We start from the raw sequence: 19,666 nt of genomic DNA, 5'->3' as shown, positions 1-19,666 counted from the left end.
TATAATTACCACTTAGAATGGCATCATAATTGCTCTTCAATACTCAGAAGTTACGAGAGAAAATCAAAGACGACAGGCAAAAAAAAAGCCAGCACCCGAGCTGGCTTAAAAAACACTGGAAGCAATGTGAGCAATGTCGTGCTTTCCTGTCTAAAGCCAGAAGCTATTGGCCTTATCCTGAAGAGCAAAATGATGATAATGGTTCTCAATAGCACTTGCAAACACTTTGTTGAGAATTTTTCTCATTCCCATACTAATTCTGATGGAATTATGTTCACTTACCGAGTCAAATATGGCTACCACAGACAATTGCCCTCACAACTTCCTACCGTATAAACAACAATTTGCTGTTTATTCACCTCAATTGCTGCAACAACCAGCAGACGGTGCAGTTGTTTTGCTCAATGGATTGGGAGGCGTGTCAGATTACGGTACACTATGAGTATTGCTTACTTACTGCGAAGCGTTTATGCGTGTTTTACTTATTTGGTTGCTGTCGTTGTCTTGCCTTGCGACATCAGCGCTGGCGCAACCCGCCCCAGCGCCCCAGCCCGATCAACCGCTGCCGGATATCCGCCAACGCGGTTTCGTCTATTGTGTCAGCGGGATACTAAATACCTTTAACCCGCAAATGGCCAGTAGCGGGTTAACTATCGATACTCTGGCAGCACAACTTTATGATCGCCTGCTGGACGTTGACCCTTATACCTACCGTTTAATTCCTGAATTAGCTGAAAGTTGGCAAGTGCTGGATAACGGTGCCACGTATCGTTTTCATTTACGAAAAGACGTTCCCTTCCAGACCACCCATTGGTTTACCCCAACCCGGATGATGAACGCAGATGATGTGATATTCAGCTTTCAGCGGGTATTTGACTCACAGCACCCCTATCATAATGTTAATGGTGGCGAGTATCCCTACTTCGACAGTTTGCAATTTGCTGACTCAGTGCAAAGTGTCAAAAAACTGGATGACTATACAGTTGAGTTTAAGCTGAAAGCGCCCGATGCCTCATTCCTCTGGCATCTGGCTACCCATTATGCCCCGGTACTTTCTGCCGAATATGCCGATGTGCTGGCCCAAAAAGGCCGCCAGGAACAGATCGATCGGGAACCTGTCGGGACTGGTCCCTTCTTGTTGAACGAATATCGCTCTGGGCAATATATTCGTTTGTTCCGTAACAGTAACTATTGGAAAGGCTTACCACGCATGCCTCAGGTGGTCATTGACTTAGGCGTGGGGGGAACCGGGCGTTTATCCAAATTATTGACCGGCGAATGTGATGTGTTGGCCTATCCGGCTGCTAGCCAGTTATCTATCTTACGTGATGACCCGCGCCTGCGCCTGACACTGCGCCCAGGGATGAATGTGGCCTATCTGGCGTTCAATACCCGTAAACCGCCGCTCAACGATCAGCGGGTGCGGCAGGCGATTGCATTATCGATTAACAACCAACGATTGATGCAGTCAATCTATTACGGCACGGCTGAAACCGCAGCGTCTATTTTACCCCGCGCATCATGGGCTTATGACAATCAGGCTCAAGTAACCGAATATAATCCAGAAAAAGCTAAAGATATTTTAAAACAGCTTGGCCTGACTAAATTGCAACTCAATCTATGGGTACCAACTGCCTCGCAATCTTATAACCCCAGCCCATTAAAGACAGCAGAACTGATTCAGGCTGATTTGGCCCAGGTGGGGATTACGGTCAATATCGTGCCGGTCGAAGGCCGATTCCAAGAGGCACGGCTGATGGAGATGAACCATGATCTGACGCTGACGGGTTGGTCGACAGACAGTAATGACCCGGACAGTTTCTTCCGCCCACTATTAAGCTGTGCGGCAATCCGTTCGCAAACAAACTATGCTCATTGGTGTGATCCGGCGTTTGATGAACTGCTGCAAAAAGCATTACGTTCACAGCAATTATCCGCGCGTATTGAATATTATCAGCAAGCCCAGCGTATTTTAGAGCAACAATTGCCACTGTTGCCATTAGCATCTTCATTACGGTTGCAGGCATACCGTTATGACATTAAAGGTTTGGTATTAAGCCCGTTTGGCAATTCTTCTTTTGCTGGCGTGTTCCGCGAGAGCGATGAGGGCAAAAAACCATGATTATCTTTACGTTACGGCGCTTATTACTGTTAGTGATAACATTATTTATGTTGTCACTGGTCAGTTTTAGTCTGAGCTATTTTACCCCTCATGCACCGTTAAATGGTGCATCCTTGCCTGATGCTTACCGCTTCTATTTTAGTAGCTTACTTCAGTGGGATTTTGGGGTTTCTAGCATCAATGGTCAGCCAATTAGTGAGCAATTGCGTGAAGCCTTCCCTGCCACCATGGAATTATGTGTGCTGGCCTTTACACTGGCGTTATTTGTCGGCATTCCGTTGGGCATTATTGCCGGTGTAATGCGTGGTAAATGGGCTGATATCGCCATCAGTTCTATCGCATTACTCGGTTTCTCAATTCCTGTTTTCTGGTTGGCACTGTTGCTGATGCTGTTCTTTTCGCTGCATTTAGGTTGGTTGCCAGTTTCTGGTCGGTTTGACCTGTTATATCAGGTCAAACCGGTCACTGGTCTGGCTCTGGTCGATGCATGGCTATCCCCCTCACCGTATCGCAAAGAGATGATGCTCAGTGCTGTGCAGCATATGATCCTACCCATCACCGCACTGGCGGTGGCCCCAACGACCGAAGTCATTCGTCTGATGCGCACCAGTACCGATGATGTTATCGGGCAAAACTACATTAAAGCGGCGGCCACTCGCGGCTTATCGCGTTTTACCATTATTCGCCGTCATGTGTTGCATAATGCCTTGCCCCCGATCATTCCGAAACTGGGGCTACAGTTCTCCACCATGCTGACGTTAGCGATGATAACCGAAGTGGTATTTAACTGGCCGGGGTTGGGCCGTTGGCTGATTAACGCCATTCGCCAGCAAGATTACGCTGCGATTTCTGCAGGTGTGATGGTGGTTGGGTCGTTGGTTATCGTCATTAATGTCCTGTCAGATATTCTGGGCGCAATGATGACACCGTTAAAGCATAAGGAATGGTATGCCCTTCGATAATGTCTACCGTGAGAAGAAAATGCCCAGTCCGCTGCTGTATACCTGGCGGCTTTTCTATGGCGATGCCTTGGCAATGGTGGGCTTCTACGGCGTCCTCGCCCTATTAGTGCTTTGTGTGTTGGGCAATACACTTGCCCCCTATGCCCTTGACCAACAGTTTTTGGGCTACCAACTGCTCCCGCCCTCTTGGTCACGCTATGGCAACGTTTCGTTCTTCCTTGGCACTGATGATCTTGGCCGCGATATTTTAAGCCGATTATTGGCAGGAACCGCATCGACTTATGGTTCTGCGCTGTTGGTAACCCTTGCTGCGGCGCTGTGTGGCGTGGTGCTCGGTGTATTTGCCGGTATCACTCACGGCTTTCGTTCCGCTATTCTTAATCATGTGCTGGATACCCTGCTCTCTATCCCGTCTCTGCTGCTGGCCATCATTGTGGTCGCCTTTGTCGGGCCGAGTTTAGAACATGCCATGTTCGCCGTTTGGCTGGCACTGTTACCTCGAATGGTACGAACCATTTATAGCGCCGTACATGATGAGTTGGATAAAGAATATGTTATTGCCGCCCGTTTAGACGGCGCGTCCACCCCTCATATTCTGGCTTATGCTATTTTCCCCAATATTGCGGCTGTGCTGGTCACTGAATTTACCCGTGCGCTGTCAATGGCAATCCTGGATATTGCCGCATTGGGCTTTTTGGATTTAGGTGCGCAATTGCCCTCACCGGAGTGGGGTGCGATGTTGGGGGACTCACTTGATTTAGTCTATGTCGCCCCGTGGACCGTGATGTTGCCGGGTGGCGCAATTTTAGTCAGCGTACTGCTGGTTAACCTGTTGGGCGATGGCATGCGCCGGGCAATTAATTCGGGGGTGGAATAATGCCGTTACTTGATATTCGTAACCTCACCATTGAATTTATGACCTCTGAAGGGATGGTCAAAGCGGTTGATCGCATCAGTATTACCCTGACTGAGGGTGAAGTCCGTGGCCTGGTGGGTGAGTCAGGTTCTGGTAAGAGTTTAATCGCCAAAGCTATCTGTGGCGTCAGTAAAGATAACTGGCGTATTACCGCTGACCGTTTTCGCTTTGACGATATCGATCTGTTGCAATTGACGCCACGCGAACGACGTAAGGTGATCGGCCATAATATCTCGATGATTTTTCAGGAACCGCAGTCCTGTTTGGATCCCTCAGAAAGTATTGGTCAGCAATTGATACAAGCGATACCGGGCTGGACGTATAAAGGGCGCTGGTGGCAGCGTTTTCATTGGCGCAAACGGCGGGCAATAGAATTACTGCACCGTGTGGGGATTAAAGATCACTCAGATATTATGCGCAGTTATCCCTATGAACTGACCGAAGGCGAATGCCAAAAGGTGATGATTGCTATTGCACTGGCAAATCAACCTCGGTTGCTCATTGCCGATGAACCCACCAATGCCATGGAGCCCACGACTCAGGCACAAATTTTCCGTCTGCTGGCGCGACTTAATCAGAATAACAACACCACTATTTTGTTAATAAGCCATGACTTGCAGATGATGAGCAAATGGGCAAATCGGGTTAATGTGCTCTATTGCGGCCAAACAGTGGAAAGTGCCGTTTGCGAAGACCTGCTGGCCGCGCCCCACCACCCTTATACTCAGGCGCTGATCCGTGCAATGCCTGATTTTGGCCGCTCTCTGCCACATAAAAGTCGCTTAAATACGTTGCCTGGCGCTATTCCATCACTGGAGCACTTGCCCGTTGGCTGTCGCCTTGGGCCTCGCTGCCCTTATGCGCAGAAAACCTGTATTGAAACACCGCGCTTGCGGCTGGTAAAAAACCACGCCTTTGCCTGCCACTTCCCGTTAAATCTGGAGGAACAATAATGGCAGAGACTCTGCTCGAAGTCCGTAATCTGAGTAAAACCTTCCGCTACCGTACTGGGCTATTTCGCCGTCAGCATGTGGAAGCGGTTAAATCGGTCAGTTTTACTTTACGCGAAGGCCAGACACTGGCGGTTATTGGCGAGAACGGTTCAGGTAAATCCACCTTGGCAAAAATGCTATCGGGTATGATTGAACCAACTGATGGCGAATTGCTGATTGACGATCATCGCCTGTCCTACGGTGATTATGCTTATCGCAGCCAGCGTATTCGTATGATCTTTCAGGATCCGAGCACCTCGCTTAACCCTCGTCAACGCATCGGCCAACTGTTGGATGCACCACTGAAGTTGAACACGGATTTAGACGCAGTGGCTCGTGAGCAACGTATCTATCAGACGTTGCGGCAGGTGGGATTACTACCTGATCATGCTAACTATTATCCGCATATGTTGGCGTCCGGCCAAAAGCAGCGTATCGCACTGGCACGCGCACTTATCCTGCAACCTAAAGTGATTGTTGCCGATGAAGCCCTGGCGTCTTTAGATATGTCCATGCGCTCACAGATTATTAATCTGATGCTGGAATTACAGGAAAAGCATGGCATATCTTATATTTATGTCACCCAGCACTTAGGCATGATGAAACATATCAGCGATCAAGTGATTGTGATGCATGAAGGGGAAGTGGTGGAGCGTGGCAGCACGGCCGAGGTGTTGGCATCCCCGCTGCATGATCTGACTAAGCGCCTGATTTCTAGCCACTTTGGTGAGGCTTTAACTGCTGATGCCTGGCGGCGGGACTCAGGCCATTTCTAAGCGGATTTTCTGCCCGGTAATTTCCCTCACGATACCCCACTCCGCGCTCATTTCAGCGCGGATTTTCCTGCTTCTTTAGTCATTAATTCGCTAACGTAACAACATTTTTGTTATATATAATAATATGTTATTACTTTTTGTTATGGATTATGGTTTAACATTATTTTATCTCGCAAACTCAATCAGCAATGATATCCACTGTGTACATTCCATAAAACAACAGGATATCTTGCCGATGTTGATACCGACTACCTTGCCATGCTCCCGGTCCGATACCGCACTACCCACCCTTGTCGCTGATTCGCTCCCGGTTTATAGCCAAATGATGCTTAAAACCTCGTTATCGTTAACCTGGGCGCGTTGCTGCCCCTAACGGAGGTCATCATGGTGCAATTTCGACAACAGGATCATGCCCATTGGTATCATGAAACTCAACGCAGCGGTAACCCAGAGATCTATGCCGCCCCCGTCACCGACGAGCACTACAGTGCTAATGGTTGTAATAATGACAATCTGCTAAATAGAGATAACATTGTTGTACGGGATATATTTTTGCTCGGTTTAGCTGACACAATTCCCGCCGGATTAGATGGCCCCTTACGCCAGCATGCGGCTATTCTCTCCGCCTCAGATGCGATGTATCAGGCACTTTTCCCGCTCACTGTCGAGATAGACCGAGACAATACATTTTCGTTATATGACCGCTTAAGTAGTGCACTGACCGTGGCTCAGGTTACTGGCGTTCAGCGGTTATGTAGCCACTATGCCACCCGACTAACCCCTCTTTCCAGCCCGGACGCATCGCGGGAAAGTAATATGCGGCTGACACAAATAACCCAATATGCCCGTCAACTGGCCAGCCAACCGACATTAATTGATAAACATGCTTTGCAACAGTTAGCGGATGTGGGGTTAACCGATGCAGACATTATCGTTTTATCGCAGATTATTGGTTTTGTTGGTTATCAAGCCCGAGTGGTGGCGGCTCTTTCTGCGTTAGCAGGATATCCGACGGTAATACTGCCCGGTTTCCCGCGCATGGAAGATGCTCCCGCAGGCTTGATAGCGCCATCTGTGGCGCAATGGCGAGGTTGGTTACCCTCAAAGGCAACCAATGGGGCCATTTCATCTGAGCCATCGGCAGATGAAGCAGAGATAACCCTCAGTGCGTTGCTGCAACATCATCAACAAAGCCTGATCGCTTATAGCAGCATTATCACCCGGCAACATCGCCCTCAACAACCTGATTGGCTGGCATTGGTCGCGTTGGTGACGGCTCGCATCAATGGTAGCCGCTACTGTCTGGCCATCAACAAACACCAATTGCAACAAGTCAGCCATAATGCCTTGTTGATTGAGGCACTTGAGTTGGGGATTGAGAATGCTTTAGCGACTCAATCTGATGACCCAACTACTCACCCACTTATCTATGCTGTAGCCGAGCTGACCCGTGCACCGGAACGCTTTAGCCATCAACATATCAGCCCACTGCTGGCCTTGGGTGTCAGTAATCAGCAGATAGTGCGTATCATCTTCGACACCGCCGCAGCCGGATGGACCAACCGGTTAAGACAAACGCTGGGGCAAGCCGTTTGATACTCGTCAGCAACTGCGGATTGCAGCGTTTTAGTGGGTCGCCAACCACGTTTTAGCAACATCAAAAAAGTGCTGGGCCAGCGGTGTTACGCGCTCTGGTTCAGCCACTACGACAGCGGCATGCCGACTCATCTTCCCAATATCCACCGGCCGCCGTTGCAGGTCGGGTGACATATCCTCAAGTAGACTCCCTTGTGGGAACAAGCCACAGCCTAAACCGACAAAGATGCCTTGTAATAACTGAAAGATAGACGTGCTTTCCAGCCGCACATGCAGCGACAAACCGGCCTCACGAAAACTGTTATCCAGATAACGGCGGAAGTAACGGCTGGGTTCAGCCAGGCAGAGCGGCAGTTGTGCCACATGGGTCAGTGTCAGTGGCTCAGTCCCCGTCAAATTGGGGAAATGTTCGGGGTGAAACACCACGTCAATGCCCCCGTCAACCAGCGGTTGCACCTGAAAATGCAACTCACTCAAGGTGGTCAATTCAAAAAAACCAATGCCCACATCGACCGAGTGACCGGTTAAAGCCTCTAGCAATTGATCAGCACTTAACACTGAAACGCGGTAATCCAGATGAGGATAGCGTTCACTGGCACTTTTAAGTAAAAGCGCCAACGAGATACTGCATTGTGGTACGACACCAATACGCAGTGTGCCGTTTAAACCATGTTTAAGGGATTCAACCTCTAACTTTAGCCCTTGATAGACAGAGACAATCTCTCTGGCCCAGGCCAATACGCGCTCACCTTCGGCGGTAAATCCTTCGAAATTATTGCCCCGATTTATCAGTGCCACCCCCAGTTCTCGCTCCAGGTTTTTCAGGCGCATCGACAATGTTGGTTGGCTGACAAAGCTGGCTTCCGCCGCACGACCAAAATGACGCTCACGCTCCAGATTACAAAGATAGACCAGTTGTTTGATATCCATACAGATACTCAGATTTTCATGATTTTATCCAGTATATCATCGCCCCTCAGCGGCGTGTTTTGCCATGGAGGCCTTTTTCGAGCGAAAAATTTACACAGCTATCCGATCCAGATCTCATTTCATCTCTCAACCAAGGTATTTCACTGATTAACATTTGAGCGCATTTTGGATAGTTTCGGGTTATTCATAATAAGCACAATATTGACTTGGTTATTCATTAACAACCAATCAGATTAACTGCAAATGACAAAAATAGCAGAATATATCACTAAACAAAATCAGCTCAGCTTTTAATCAAAACAAAAGTTTGCCAAACAGCGAAAACATAAACGTTAATACTGCATAACATTTGCAACATGGTTGCATTGCCCTGCCAGAGATATATGTAACAGATTATTACAAAACCCTTGTCTCGTTGACAAAGATAGTGAACATTAACCGCCGCTAAACATCTTATAACAACGCAAAAGGATGCCAATTCGCGCATTCACTTTTGTCTCTCCCGCCATTTATGGTCGGTAGTGAAAAACAGAGGTCCCCGTGTCAACAGCAAACAACAGTCAACAACCACCCAATAGTGAGCAACCTGAAAGCATCAGTATGAATGCGTTCAAGCAACCGAAAGCGTTTTACCTGATCTTCTCTATAGAGCTTTGGGAGCGCTTTGGTTATTACGGCCTGCAAGGGATCATGGCCGTCTATCTGGTAAAAATGCTCGGAATGAGCGAAGCCGATTCCATCACCTTGTTCTCATCCTTCAGTGCACTGGTCTATGGCTTTGTGGCCATCGGTGGCTGGTTAGGCGATAAAGTGCTCGGTGCTAAACGTGTTATTGTGCTCGGCGCATTAACGCTGGCTGTCGGTTATGCCATGATTGCTTATTCCGGTCATGATATTTTCTGGGTCTATCTGGGTATGGCGACCATTGCGGTCGGTAATGGTTTGTTCAAAGCCAACCCATCTTCTCTGCTGTCAACATGCTATAACAAAGATGATCCGCGTTTGGACGGTGCATTCACCATGTACTATATGTCCGTCAATATCGGTTCATTCTTCTCTATGCTGGCAACCCCATGGTTAGCCGCGAAATATGGCTGGAGCGTCGCATTCTCACTGAGCGTAGTGGGTATGTTGATTACGCTGGTGAACTTCTGGTTCTGCCGTAAATGGGTGAAAAACCAAGGTTCTAAACCTGACTTTGCGCCACTACAAGTTAAAAAACTGCTGATGGTGCTGGTGGGTGTGGTTGCACTGGTCACGCTGTCGAGTTGGTTGCTGCATAACCAGATAGTTGCACGTTGGGCGTTGGCGTTGGTATCTCTGGGTATCATCTGTATCTTTGCCAAAGAGACCTTCTCTCTGCATGGCACTGCCCGCCGCCGAATGATTGTTGCATTCTTACTGATGCTGGAAGCGGTGGTGTTCTTTGTACTGTATAGCCAAATGCCAACGTCGCTGAACTTCTTTGCTATCCATAACGTGGAACATTCAATCTTTGGTATTACCTTCGAACCTGAACAATATCAGGCGCTGAACCCGTTCTGGATCATGGTAGCCAGCCCAATACTGGCGGCTATCTATAATAAGATGGGTGACCGCCTGCCAATGCCACACAAGTTTGCGTTCGGTATGGTGCTCTGCTCAGCGGCCTTCCTGGTGCTACCATGGGGTGCCAGCTTCGCCAACGAACATGGCATTGTGTCCGTTAACTGGTTGATCCTGAGCTACGCATTGCAAAGTATCGGTGAGTTGATGATTTCGGGCCTGGGTCTGGCGATGGTTGCGCAGTTGGTACCTCAGCGCTTGATGGGCTTCATCATGGGTTCATGGTTCCTGACGACGGCAGCGGCGGCCCTCATTGCCGGTAAAGTGGCAGCATTAACCGCTGTGCCAAGTGATATTACTGATGCCCATGCATCACTGGCAATCTATAGCCATGTATTTATGCAAATTGGCATTGTCACTGCCATTATCGCAGTATTGATGATGCTCACTGCACCAAAACTGTATCGCATGACTCTCGCGCCAACAGAGAGTAATAAAGCGACCCCAGTAACCGCCGCATAATTGCCCGGCAGGATAAAGCACGCGTTCTGGGCGCTTTATCCTGCCAACTCCCACGTAAAACTCAGGCAGCCTGTCGTTTGGATACAATAAGTCCTAAATTCAATACTTATTTATCAGACCATACAGCCAACTGATAACCATCCGGGTCGGTAAAGTGAAAACGTCGCCCACCAGGGAAAGCAAAGGTAGCCAGCACAATGGTAGCCCCTGCCTCTGTTAACCGTTTTTGCGTCTGTTCAAGATCATCAGCATACAGAATGATTAACGGCCCGCCATTGGGCTGAACGTCACTCAGGGTGGTGAAGCCGCCGGTCAGTCGGCCATCGGTAAACTCACAATATCCTGGGCCATAGTCAGTAAAGCGCCAATTGAATACCTTGCCATAGAAATCCTTCGAGCGAGCAATATCACTGACGGCAAATTCTATGTTGTCGATTCTACTATCATTTCCCTGAATACCCATAAACGGCTCCTGTTTAAAATACCTGATTAATTCACTGATTCATCTTAAACATTTACTGAGATGATGAATATCACTCGCCTTATCAGTGATAACTTCATCACATTATTTGTGAGCAAAAAATAAACTATACTGATAACAGACCGCACAGCGTTAACCCCATTTTGAGCGATATCAGAATGAAACCCGTCTGTTATTTGCGGTCAATAACCGGCAAGGAGGTGATTTATGATAAACCATGTCTGGGGGCTTCTGACCCACCCTAGTCAGGAATTGCAGCAAATTAAACGCGAGGGAGAAAGTGTCCGCCATCTGTATGCCCACCACGTTTTGTTAATGGCTGCTATTCCCGTGATTTGTGCGTTTATCGGCACTACGCAAGTGGGCTGGAACTTTGGCGATGGTCAGGTCATAAAGCTGGCTCCCCTTACCGCTATCTATTCTGCCATCATTTTCTATGTTCTGATTTTGGCCGCCGTCGCACTCATGGGCCGAGTAATTTATTGGATGGCCCGCCGCTATGAGAGCCGGCCCAGTTGGCAAAGTTGTACCCTGTTCGCCGGTTATGCCGCAACGCCAATGTTTTTAGCTGGCGTTGTCGCCCTCTACCCGATTATCTGGTTGTGCTTACTGGTTGGAATCATTGCACTCTGCTATGCCGGCTACCTGATGTATCTGGGGATCCCCACTTTCTTAAATATTGACCGACAAGAAGGTTTTATCTTCTCAGGTTCCACCTTTGCCATCGGCGTGTTGGTATTAGAATTACTCCTTGGTCTTACGGTACTGTTGTGGGGTTACGGTTCACGGCTATTGTGACTCCCAAACCGCCTCTTGTTTACACCGCTCGCTGTAGCAGTTACGCCGAGCGGTGGCTGTACTGCATTGGATCTCGCTTGACTAATGCCGCTATCAGGCTTTTATAGTGATTAATGTCGTCCAGATCGCAATCTCTTACATCCACACGCAGGATAAGGTTGTACACTGAGTAAGACTGATGCAAACAAGGCGAAAAAAATGAAAAGGCTGACATTAAAAGAAATGACCGAAAGTGAGCAACGTGACGTCAAAACGCAACTCGACAGAGCCAGAATAAATTTAGGAAGGGCTTTAACCAACTCAGAACAAAATAAAGTAAGAGAAGAAGCAATAGATAAAATCATGAACGCTCGGGAACAAGTCGCCAAGTTAACCCGCGTAGAAAGAAAAACCAAAAAAACCGCACCAAGCACCACCACTTTTAGCTGGTCCGCATCGATCAGCACTCGTCCACCACGGTAACTGATTTCCACTGCCTAGTAATAATTGGCAGGGATTACCTACAGCGGTGGATACTCACTGCTGTAGGACAACATTCTATTTCTATTTTTATTTTGTAACTGATTTTATTTCCCGCACAATTATATTACACCGCTAGCTGTATTTTTCCCTCGTCTGCCTTAGGATTAAGGAAGCTTTTTTCTTTCAGTGCTTGATTAAGGAGTTTGTGATGAAATTGTTCTATAAACCCGGTGCCTGCTCTCTGTCTCCACATATCGTATTACGTGAAGCGGGGTTAGACTTCAGTATTGAAAGTGTCGATCTGGCGACCAAGATAACTGAGACGGGTGAAGACTATTTAAGCATCAATCCAAAAGGACAGGTCCCCGCGTTGGTACTGGATGATGGCAGCCTGCTCACTGAGGGTGTTGCTATCGTGCAATATCTGGCTGATCTTGTGCCTGATCGCCACCTGATTGCCCCGGCAGGAACCCTTTCCCGCTATCATGCCATTGAATGGTTAAACTTCGTTGCGACTGAATTGCATAAGGGCTTCAGCCCACTGTTTAACCCAAAAACACCAGATGAATATAAAGTGATCGCCCGTGAGCGGTTGGATAAACAATTCAGTTATGTAGACAGCGTATTAGCACAACATGATTATCTATTAGGTAAGAAATTCAGCGTAGCTGATGCCTATTTATTTACTGTCACTCGCTGGGCTAATGCCCTGAAACTTGATATTACGCAGCGCAGTAATTTGGATAAATATATGGCACGCGTGGCTGAACGGCCAGCTGTTAAAGCCGCGTTAGCAGCAGAAGACGTTAAGAAATAAGCTAGTTGATTAATTAGAGTGCCCCTGCATTAAGGGGCACTGTATAGCAGGGGTTATAACTTGATGGCAGAGAATTTACTGACAGGGTTAACAATTCCATCCTGAGCGGCCACAACCTGAAGTTCATACTCCCCCATCGCCTGCGTTTTCAGCATCACTTCATAGACTGCGGCAGTAACATGTTCCAATGCCTTATCCAGTACTTCACCTTTCAGCAGGTTCACCAGCAATAAACCACTGGTTAAATCACCGACACCAACCGGTTGGCGGGTACCAAAGTCCACCAGCGGGCGGCTGATATGCCATGCTTCATCCGCCGTAACTAATAACATTTCAAAGCAGTCAGCATGATACCCGGCGCGGCTTAGGTGCTTCACTAACACAACTTTTGGCCCTTGCGCACAAAGCTCACGAGCAACCTTAACGGCCTGTTCGACATTTTCAACCCGCACACCACTAAGCTGCTCCAGTTCAAGCAGGTTCGGCGCAATGATATCGCTGGCAGGTAAGGCTTCTTTACAAAAGAACTCAGCGACCCCAGGAGCGACGATACAACCTTTCTCTGGATGCCCCATGACGGGATCACAAAAATACCAGGCATTAGGGTTAGCTTGTTTTACGCGCGCAACCGCCGCCAGAATATGGCTACCTTGCTCAGGTGAACCAATATAACCGCTTAATACCGCATCACAATCTTTCAACCGATCGATATCGGCAATGCCTTGTACAATCTCAGTCAAATGGTTGGCAGGCATCACACAACCGGTCCAGTGACCGTATTGCGTATGGTTCGAAAACTGGACAGTATTCAATGGCCAAACATTGACCCCCATTCGGCGCATAGGAAATTCAGCAGCACTATTACCCGCATGGCCAAAAACAACGTGAGACTGAATCGAAAGTATATTTTTCATTGGAACGGCCTAAAGTTAAGGGCACCCATGCCCACTTTGTAATACAGTGCTGACCGGAATAAAGCATCAGCTAACAAAACATTAGCCAAAAAATAAGGGACATTTCTGCCCCTTATTTTATTTCATTCTTACAACCAGCTAATCAGGCAATAATGTTTTTTGCCACGACGCAATAAGGTATAGCGCCCAAACAGACGATCAGCATCGGTAAAGGTGTATTCTGGGTCTGCTTGCTTTTCACCATTAATGGCGACAGCATTAGAACCAATCATAGTACGCGCCTGCCCACGAGAAGGAACCAGCTCAGCATTAACCAATGCCTGTTGTAAATCAGCATCGCGACTCAGTTCAATTGTTGGCATGCCATCTTGTGCCAACTGGGCAAAGTCAGCTTCGGTCATCTCATTTAGATCACCGGAGAATAAGCTGGCAGTAATACGTTTTGCAGCAGCAAGGCCTTCTGCACCATGTACCATCCCAGTGACATTTTCGGCCAGAACGTATTGCGCCCGTGGCGCTTTACCACTATTTTTATCTTCGTCTTCCAGCGCGTTAATCTCTTCCATGCTCATGAAAGTAAAGAATTTCAGGAAGCGATAAACATCGGCATCTGCGGTATTAATCCAGAACTGGTAGAATTTATAAGGGCTGGTTTTCTTCGGATCCAGCCATACCGCGCCACCTTCGGTTTTACCAAATTTAGTACCGTCGGCTTTGGTAATTAATGGCACGGTCAGGCCATAAACTTGCTGCTGATGGAGGCGACGTGTTAAATCAATACCCGAGGTAATATTACCCCATTGATCAGAGCCGCCGATTTGCAGAGCCACACCGTGAGCTTTATTCAGGCAAGCGAAGTCATAAGCCTGTAGCAGGTTATATGAAAACTCAGTAAACGAAATACCGCTGTCATCGCGATTGAGGCGCTGTTTAACGGCTTCTTTATTGATCATCTGATTAACAGAGAAGTGCTTGCCAATATCCCGCAGGAAGGTCAGCACATTCATACCACCAAACCAATCGTAGTTGTTGGCCGCAATAGCACTGTTTTCACCACAATCAAAATCAAGGAATGGCGAAACCTGCCGGCGGATTTTCTCAACCCATTCGTTCACCGTATCTTCAGTATTCAGCTTGCGTTCGCTGGCTTTGAAACTTGGATCACCAATCATACCGGTAGCGCCACCGACCAGCGCCACGGGGCGATGCCCTGCCAGTTGGAAACGCTTCAGGCATAACAACGGAACCAGATGACCCAAATGCAAGCTGTCTGCGGTAGGATCGAAACCGCAATACAGTGAAATTGGCCCTTGCGCCAGTCTCTCTGCTAACGCGTCTTCATCCGTAACCTGGGCAACGAGGCCCCGCTCTTGCAATTGTTTAATCAGGTTGCTGCTGGTCATCAACGACTCCATTGTTTTTCACAAAAATTGTCTTTTACAAAAAATTATCTTTTACGAGGAAAAGAGGATTTATACCCAAAGAACATGGCGTTTCAGCCAGGCAGCAAGCGAATAAATCCCGATGAGCTTATCAAATAAGAAATAAGCGATTCGGGTGAAAAATCTGCTTGCAGTGGCCTCGCAGATGCGAGGCTCAGGGGTGGGCTGAGTAGCGAAAATAGCAAACACCCCTGCGGCTTCAAGTACGAAGGGTATAGAATAAAGCGCCCGTCACACGAGCGCTAGGCTTAACCACAATTATTTCATCGTTCTCAAGGGGCTAAACGGTCAATTTTCCATGCATCTGCTTGCCGTTGATAAATAAAACGGTCATGCAAGCGATGCTCTCCGCCCTGCCAGAACTCAACAGAATCAAATTTAACGCGGAATCCCCCCCAGAAACTGGGCAATGGCACGTCACCATGCTGGAACTTTTGCTTTAACTCGAGGAACTTACTTTCTAACACACCACGGGCAGAAATACGCGATGATTGCTGGGAGACCCAGGCACCAATCTGGCTATCTTTCGGGCGGGAACTGAAATACTTCAGCACTTCAAGGGTTGAAAGCCGCTCTGCGGTACCGAGGAAGATGACTTGCCGGTCTAACATATGCCAGGGAAATAACAGGCTGATATGTGGATTTTCCGCCAGTTGCTGCGCTTTTCGGCTACCTAAATTGGTATAGAACACCATGCCCTGATCATCATAATGCTTCAGTAGCACAATGCGCTGATAAGGTTGACCGCTGGCATCCACCGTTGCCACACACATTGCCGTCGGGTCAGGCAACCGAGCCTCACAGGCTTGTTTTAACCAACGCTCAAATAAATCCAGCGGGTTCTCGGTTAAATCACTGCGACGCAAACCGCCGCGAATATATTCGCGACGCAAATCTGCAACATCAAATTCATTTTTGTCAGTCATATAAGCTCTGTAACGCGCAGGAAAGCAGTGATCATTATTCTGCCCTCGCAGCGCAAGAATCACAATCACTCAGAGCGGACAACAGCCTGATTACTTGATCAAAACACAGTCATTGATAATGACTTTTTCATCACGCTCAACAAAAGCACTATTTCCTTTCGACCAGAAGTTATAATGGCCGTCGCTATATTTAGTACCGGAAGCCGCACGCACCTGAGGTAAGGTCAACTGTTTGCCATCTAACACCAAATTGACTTTATCTTGTCGGTTGTCCTGCATAACCGTCAGACGGGTGGTACCACACTGATAATGCAGCGTTTCACTTTTGGGCTGAACCAGACTGCATCCTGCCAACATCAATACTGCTGTTACGCCAAATACTGAAGTTGCAACAAATAAATGTTTCATTGTGTCGTCCTCGTTGATGGAATAAGGCACCGTACCCTATGGCAGCTTAACACCCTCAGCGTGACGATACAGGATAGACTGCTCCTAAAATGGTTTCGCAACTGGCTCCGGTCACTGATGGCAAATTACCCGGTTTACCTGACAACGTCCGAAATGCCAGCCAGGCAAACGCCAGTGCTTCCATATCATCGCCACTCACGCCAAAATCATCAGTCACACACACCTCCGTCCCCGGTAACAAGGTTGACATCCGTGACATCACCAAAGGGTTACGCGCCCCGCCGCCACACACCAGCAGCCGCTCACAGCCCCCCGCTAACTGAACCTGCTCAGCGATTGATACCGCGGTTAACTCAGCCAACGTTGCCTGAATATCTTCCGCTTTCAGCCCCGGCACTTTAGCCAGTTGTTTATCCAACCACCCGGCATTGAAATATTCGCGCCCGGTACTTTTCGGCGCTGGCTTGGCGAAATAGGGATCACTGAACATCAGCTCAAGTAGCGGCTGATTAACCTGCCCCGACAATGCCCAGCACGCATCTTTATCATAAGGTAAGGCACGGTTACGCCAGATCCAGGCATCCATCAACATATTCCCCGGCCCGGTATCAAACCCCCGCACCGGCAAATCGGGTAACAGCATAGATAAATTAGCAATGCCACCAATGTTAAGAATCATGCGCCGTTCTGTAGCATGGGCTAACAATGCATGATGGAACGCAGGTACCAAAGGCGCACCCTGCCCGCCATAAGCCATATCACGGCGGCGGAAATCCCCAACAGTAGCAATTTTTGTCAGTGCAGCAATGCGGTTGTTATCACCTAATTGCATTGTAAACGCCGGTTCACCGAGCGGTTCATGCCACACAGTCTGCCCGTGGCAACCGATGGCAGTAATGTCCTGTGCGCTAAGGCCTTCTTTCGCCAGTAACCCCTGCACCGCTTGTGCAAACAAGATACCCAATTGGGCATCAAGCTTACCCACTGCGGACAAGGTCGTAGTCTGGCCCTGACACATGCCGAGGATATCTTTTTTCAACTGTAACGGCATTGGATGACTATAGCTGGCCTGCTGGGCCACCATGCGCTCATCAATGGCAGCTAATACGACATCAACCCCATCCAGGCTGGTTCCTGACATCACTCCAATAAAACGGCCTGATTTCATAGCAATGACCTTATTCCCCATTAAAGGACAACATAGCAATAAGACTTTCCGCGAGCCAAGTCAGAATAAAAAATTAACACCCTGAAAAGATATACTTTTTTAAGTGTATACCGCTATAGGAGCCTGTCCTAAACTCGGTTTTTTATTTGTAGGAAAGGTCACATAAAAGTCGCTACTACTTACATTTTAATTTATCGCAACGATAATTCTTACTTTAAGAAAATTAAACTGCCGTTTAATATTGGTTGAAGTATAAAACGCTAAGCTTCGTACCCATTGATGACGGTCGAAAAATTAAGCAGATAGTTAAAAATAAGTAAGTAGTGAAATAAACATTTGGGTAAGCCATACTTTGTACAAATACCGGCCCGGAGCAAATACGGGCCATCAATGGACTGGATTGGGATATCCCTGGCATACTGAACCGTAATGCGGTTGTGCATCTTTAATAGGAGTTTTTATGATCAAGCCACTAATCGCCGTTGCTATTGCTGCGGTTACTCTGACAGGTTGTGCCAATAATAGCACCCTGTCTGGTGATGTATTCAGCGCATCTGAAGCCCGACAAGTGCAAACCGTGACTTACGGTACCTTACTGTCAGTACGCCCAGTAACTATTCAGGGTGGCGATGAGAACAATGTTATGGGTGCCATTGGCGGGGCTGTCTTGGGTGGTTTCCTTGGGAATACTGTTGGCGGTGGTACCGGTCGTAGTCTGGCGACAGCCGCAGGTGCGGTTGCTGGTGGTATGGCGGGGCAAGGTGTTCAGGGCGCAATGAACCGTACCGACGGCGTACAACTTGAAGTCCGTAAAGATGACGGTACAACCATCCTGGTGGTGCAAAAACAAGGCCCAACCCGCTTTAGTGTCGGCCAGCGTGTAATGCTAGCCAGCAACGGCAGCACAGTGACTGTTAGCCCACGTTAATAACGCTGCACTTATTGTTTTTATGTAAAAGCCAGAGTTCGTAATGAACTCTGGCTTTTTATTACTACAAATGTCTTTCTGCTGTGAATAGAGTCGTAAATCTTTATTATTACTTGCTTTGTAATTGGATAATATTTCTCTCAAGCTTATCAATCAGACCCGACAGTAATTCAATCTCGTCTGTTGAAATCCCCCCAAGAATTTCTTTGCGGGTGGAACATATGACTCCATCAACCTGCTCTATTATCGGTGAAGACTGCTCCGTCAGTTTTATCCTCTTCGCACGGCGATCATTTGCGCAGGTATGCCGTGTGATTAACCCTTTCTCCTCCAGTTGATCTAAGGTTCTAACCAATGATGGTTGTTCGATACCAATCGCTTTTGCCAGTTGAATTTGTGACTGTTCTGGCGGTAGACGATTAATGTTATGCAAGGTAACCCAATGCGTTTGAGTCAACTCCAGCGGCTTCAACCGATGGTCGATAAGTGCGCGCCAAACGCGAACTAATCGTGCTAAATCAGATCCTAATGTCGATTCCAATTGCCCCTCCTTTTAATTAGCGTGCTAGCATAACTCCCAGAGTCCCGTCTATTTTGGGTAATTAACATTAAAAACACAAATGTATATATACCGTCGATGCTAGGGTAATAGCAATAAATACGGCGAATAGTTTAGAAAAAATGATGTTTTTGCTAAAAATACCTATAAAGGATTAACCTTATGTATGTATCAGTGTTACCCGTAAATACACCGCTTACAGACTTGGTTTTAGGTGCCTCAATCTATTTTCCACCGCTGTTTAAGGCCGTTATGCTAGGTTTGGTGTTTTGGCTATTGATCCATCATGTCCTACGGAATTGGATCTACTCTGGTGACATCTGGCATCCAATATTAATGGATCTATCAATTTTTGTCATTGCGGTCAGCGTTTCTTTATGGATATTAGCCAGTTGGTAAATT

The 19,666-nt window shown here is 47.7% G+C and carries 20 protein-coding genes; 12 read left to right on the top strand and 8 right to left on the bottom strand.

Annotated elements, in window-relative coordinates:
- Window positions 1-469 precede the first annotated feature (469 nt).
- The 6 genes from sapA to A6J67_RS14245 all read left to right on the top strand — a co-directional run bounded on the left by sapA (window position 470) and on the right by A6J67_RS14245 (window position 7,364).
- The gene (sapA, locus tag A6J67_RS14275; RefSeq protein WP_005184427.1) at window positions 470-2,122 is read left to right on the top strand and encodes an ABC transporter substrate-binding protein SapA; all 1,653 of its coding nucleotides are present in this window, start codon (window positions 470-472) and stop codon (window positions 2,120-2,122) included.
- Complete coding sequence (sapB, locus tag A6J67_RS14270) at window positions 2,119-3,084, top strand: putrescine export ABC transporter permease SapB (RefSeq protein ID WP_042569809.1); 966 nt, start codon at window positions 2,119-2,121, stop codon at window positions 3,082-3,084. Before sapA ends, sapB begins: the two co-directional genes overlap by 4 nt.
- On the top strand, window positions 3,071-3,961 hold the full coding sequence (gene sapC, locus A6J67_RS14265; protein ID WP_032906085.1) for a putrescine export ABC transporter permease SapC: 891 nt from the start codon (window positions 3,071-3,073) through the stop codon (window positions 3,959-3,961). Before sapB ends, sapC begins: the two co-directional genes overlap by 14 nt.
- Window positions 3,961-4,953 carry a putrescine export ABC transporter ATP-binding protein SapD gene (gene sapD / locus A6J67_RS14260; protein ID WP_050073363.1) on the top strand — a complete coding sequence of 331 codons (993 nt, stop codon included), beginning with the start codon at window positions 3,961-3,963 and terminating at the stop codon, window positions 4,951-4,953. Before sapC ends, sapD begins: the two co-directional genes overlap by 1 nt.
- Complete coding sequence (gene sapF / locus A6J67_RS14255) at window positions 4,953-5,768, top strand: putrescine export ABC transporter ATP-binding protein SapF (RefSeq protein WP_032906086.1); 816 nt, start codon at window positions 4,953-4,955, stop codon at window positions 5,766-5,768. Before sapD ends, sapF begins: the two co-directional genes overlap by 1 nt.
- A gap of 384 nt (window positions 5,769-6,152) precedes the next feature.
- Window positions 6,153-7,364: a CMD domain-containing protein gene (locus A6J67_RS14245; protein WP_050073364.1), complete on the top strand. Its 1,212-nt coding sequence runs from the start codon at window positions 6,153-6,155 to the stop codon at window positions 7,362-7,364.
- A 30-nt stretch (window positions 7,365-7,394) separates the two neighbouring features.
- Here the strand turns inward: A6J67_RS14245 and A6J67_RS14240 are convergent, their stop codons facing one another.
- Entirely contained in the window at window positions 7,395-8,294 is a 900-nt protein-coding gene (locus A6J67_RS14240; protein ID WP_042569811.1) for a LysR family transcriptional regulator, read from the bottom strand.
- Window positions 8,295-8,834: 540 nt separating this feature from the next.
- On the opposite strand from A6J67_RS14240, the gene dtpA reads away from it, so the two are divergent.
- The gene (dtpA, locus tag A6J67_RS14235; protein WP_042569812.1) at window positions 8,835-10,361 is read left to right on the top strand and encodes a dipeptide/tripeptide permease DtpA; all 1,527 of its coding nucleotides are present in this window, start codon (window positions 8,835-8,837) and stop codon (window positions 10,359-10,361) included.
- A gap of 106 nt (window positions 10,362-10,467) precedes the next feature.
- Here the strand turns inward: dtpA and A6J67_RS14230 are convergent, their stop codons facing one another.
- The gene (locus A6J67_RS14230; protein WP_005184453.1) at window positions 10,468-10,824 is read right to left on the bottom strand and encodes a VOC family protein; all 357 of its coding nucleotides are present in this window, start codon (window positions 10,822-10,824) and stop codon (window positions 10,468-10,470) included.
- Between the two features lie 225 nt (window positions 10,825-11,049).
- Here A6J67_RS14230 and A6J67_RS14225 point away from each other — a divergent pair, with 225 nt between their 5' ends.
- From A6J67_RS14225 to gstA, 3 genes are all read left to right on the top strand, one after another.
- The gene (locus A6J67_RS14225) at window positions 11,050-11,640 is read left to right on the top strand and encodes a Yip1 family protein (RefSeq protein ID WP_005184456.1); all 591 of its coding nucleotides are present in this window, start codon (window positions 11,050-11,052) and stop codon (window positions 11,638-11,640) included.
- A gap of 198 nt (window positions 11,641-11,838) precedes the next feature.
- Window positions 11,839-12,102, top strand: coding sequence for a DUF3811 domain-containing protein (locus A6J67_RS14220; protein WP_005184457.1), 264 nt, complete (start codon window positions 11,839-11,841; stop codon window positions 12,100-12,102).
- Between the two features lie 208 nt (window positions 12,103-12,310).
- A complete protein-coding gene (gstA, locus tag A6J67_RS14215) occupies window positions 12,311-12,919 on the top strand; it encodes a glutathione transferase GstA (protein ID WP_005184459.1) in 609 nt (202 codons plus the stop codon).
- 53 nt (window positions 12,920-12,972) lie between these two features.
- On the opposite strand, the gene pdxY is transcribed toward gstA, so the two are convergent.
- The 5 genes from pdxY to anmK all read right to left on the bottom strand — a co-directional run bounded on the left by pdxY (window position 12,973) and on the right by anmK (window position 17,777).
- The gene (gene pdxY, locus A6J67_RS14210) at window positions 12,973-13,833 is read right to left on the bottom strand and encodes a pyridoxal kinase PdxY (RefSeq protein ID WP_005184461.1); all 861 of its coding nucleotides are present in this window, start codon (window positions 13,831-13,833) and stop codon (window positions 12,973-12,975) included.
- Between the two features lie 128 nt (window positions 13,834-13,961).
- Window positions 13,962-15,236 (bottom strand): tyrosine--tRNA ligase, encoded by a 1,275-nt coding sequence (gene tyrS, locus A6J67_RS14205; protein ID WP_032906088.1) that lies wholly within the window; start codon window positions 15,234-15,236, stop codon window positions 13,962-13,964.
- A 311-nt stretch (window positions 15,237-15,547) separates the two neighbouring features.
- Window positions 15,548-16,201: a pyridoxamine 5'-phosphate oxidase gene (gene pdxH, locus A6J67_RS14200; protein ID WP_005184465.1), complete on the bottom strand. Its 654-nt coding sequence runs from the start codon at window positions 16,199-16,201 to the stop codon at window positions 15,548-15,550.
- Window positions 16,202-16,291: 90 nt separating this feature from the next.
- Window positions 16,292-16,609: an MliC family protein gene (locus A6J67_RS14195; protein WP_050296993.1), complete on the bottom strand. Its 318-nt coding sequence runs from the start codon at window positions 16,607-16,609 to the stop codon at window positions 16,292-16,294.
- Window positions 16,610-16,664: 55 nt separating this feature from the next.
- Window positions 16,665-17,777 (bottom strand): anhydro-N-acetylmuramic acid kinase, encoded by a 1,113-nt coding sequence (anmK, locus tag A6J67_RS14190; protein ID WP_005184467.1) that lies wholly within the window; start codon window positions 17,775-17,777, stop codon window positions 16,665-16,667.
- A 460-nt stretch (window positions 17,778-18,237) separates the two neighbouring features.
- Between anmK and A6J67_RS14185 the strand changes: the two genes are divergently transcribed.
- Window positions 18,238-18,705, top strand: a complete 468-nt coding sequence (locus A6J67_RS14185; RefSeq protein WP_005184468.1) for a glycine zipper 2TM domain-containing protein — start codon at window positions 18,238-18,240, stop codon at window positions 18,703-18,705.
- 109 nt (window positions 18,706-18,814) lie between these two features.
- Here the strand turns inward: A6J67_RS14185 and rovA are convergent, their stop codons facing one another.
- Window positions 18,815-19,246, bottom strand: coding sequence for a virulence master transcriptional regulator RovA (gene rovA, locus A6J67_RS14180; protein WP_032906089.1), 432 nt, complete (start codon window positions 19,244-19,246; stop codon window positions 18,815-18,817).
- 180 nt (window positions 19,247-19,426) lie between these two features.
- Here rovA and A6J67_RS14175 point away from each other — a divergent pair, with 180 nt between their 5' ends.
- Entirely contained in the window at window positions 19,427-19,663 is a 237-nt protein-coding gene (locus A6J67_RS14175) for a DUF1656 domain-containing protein (RefSeq protein ID WP_032906090.1), read from the top strand.
- Window positions 19,664-19,666: the final 3 nt, after the last annotated feature.

The organism is Yersinia sp. FDAARGOS_228 (assembly GCF_002073315.2).
Taxonomy (GTDB): Bacteria; Pseudomonadota; Gammaproteobacteria; order Enterobacterales; family Enterobacteriaceae; genus Yersinia; species Yersinia intermedia.
Note: the sequence above shows the minus strand (reverse complement) of the source record. Positions and strands in the feature narration are given on the sequence as shown.

Bases quoted from the DNA above. Each gene is read 5' to 3' on its own strand.
- A6J67_RS14195 (WP_050296993.1), bottom strand. From the start codon at position 16,609: ATGAAACATTTATTTGTTGCAACTTCAGTATTTGGCGTAACAGCAGTA.
- A6J67_RS14225 (WP_005184456.1), top strand. From the start codon at position 11,050: ATGATAAACCATGTCTGGGGGCTTCTGACCCACCCTAGTCAGGAATTG.
- tyrS (WP_032906088.1), bottom strand. From the start codon at position 15,236: ATGACCAGCAGCAACCTGATTAAACAATTGCAAGAGCGGGGCCTCGTT.
- A6J67_RS14185 (WP_005184468.1), top strand. From the start codon at position 18,238: ATGATCAAGCCACTAATCGCCGTTGCTATTGCTGCGGTTACTCTGACA.
- pdxY (WP_005184461.1), bottom strand. From the start codon at position 13,833: ATGAAAAATATACTTTCGATTCAGTCTCACGTTGTTTTTGGCCATGCG.
- A6J67_RS14175 (WP_032906090.1), top strand. From the start codon at position 19,427: ATGTATGTATCAGTGTTACCCGTAAATACACCGCTTACAGACTTGGTT.
- A6J67_RS14220 (WP_005184457.1), top strand. From the start codon at position 11,839: ATGAAAAGGCTGACATTAAAAGAAATGACCGAAAGTGAGCAACGTGAC.
- sapD (WP_050073363.1), top strand. From the start codon at position 3,961: ATGCCGTTACTTGATATTCGTAACCTCACCATTGAATTTATGACCTCT.
- A6J67_RS14240 (WP_042569811.1), bottom strand. From the start codon at position 8,294: ATGGATATCAAACAACTGGTCTATCTTTGTAATCTGGAGCGTGAGCGT.
- pdxH (WP_005184465.1), bottom strand. From the start codon at position 16,201: ATGACTGACAAAAATGAATTTGATGTTGCAGATTTGCGTCGCGAATAT.
- sapA (WP_005184427.1), top strand. From the start codon at position 470: ATGCGTGTTTTACTTATTTGGTTGCTGTCGTTGTCTTGCCTTGCGACA.
- sapB (WP_042569809.1), top strand. From the start codon at position 2,119: ATGATTATCTTTACGTTACGGCGCTTATTACTGTTAGTGATAACATTA.
- sapF (WP_032906086.1), top strand. From the start codon at position 4,953: ATGGCAGAGACTCTGCTCGAAGTCCGTAATCTGAGTAAAACCTTCCGC.
- A6J67_RS14245 (WP_050073364.1), top strand. From the start codon at position 6,153: ATGGTGCAATTTCGACAACAGGATCATGCCCATTGGTATCATGAAACT.
- sapC (WP_032906085.1), top strand. From the start codon at position 3,071: ATGCCCTTCGATAATGTCTACCGTGAGAAGAAAATGCCCAGTCCGCTG.
- A6J67_RS14230 (WP_005184453.1), bottom strand. From the start codon at position 10,824: ATGGGTATTCAGGGAAATGATAGTAGAATCGACAACATAGAATTTGCC.
- gstA (WP_005184459.1), top strand. From the start codon at position 12,311: ATGAAATTGTTCTATAAACCCGGTGCCTGCTCTCTGTCTCCACATATC.
- anmK (WP_005184467.1), bottom strand. From the start codon at position 17,777: ATGAAATCAGGCCGTTTTATTGGAGTGATGTCAGGAACCAGCCTGGAT.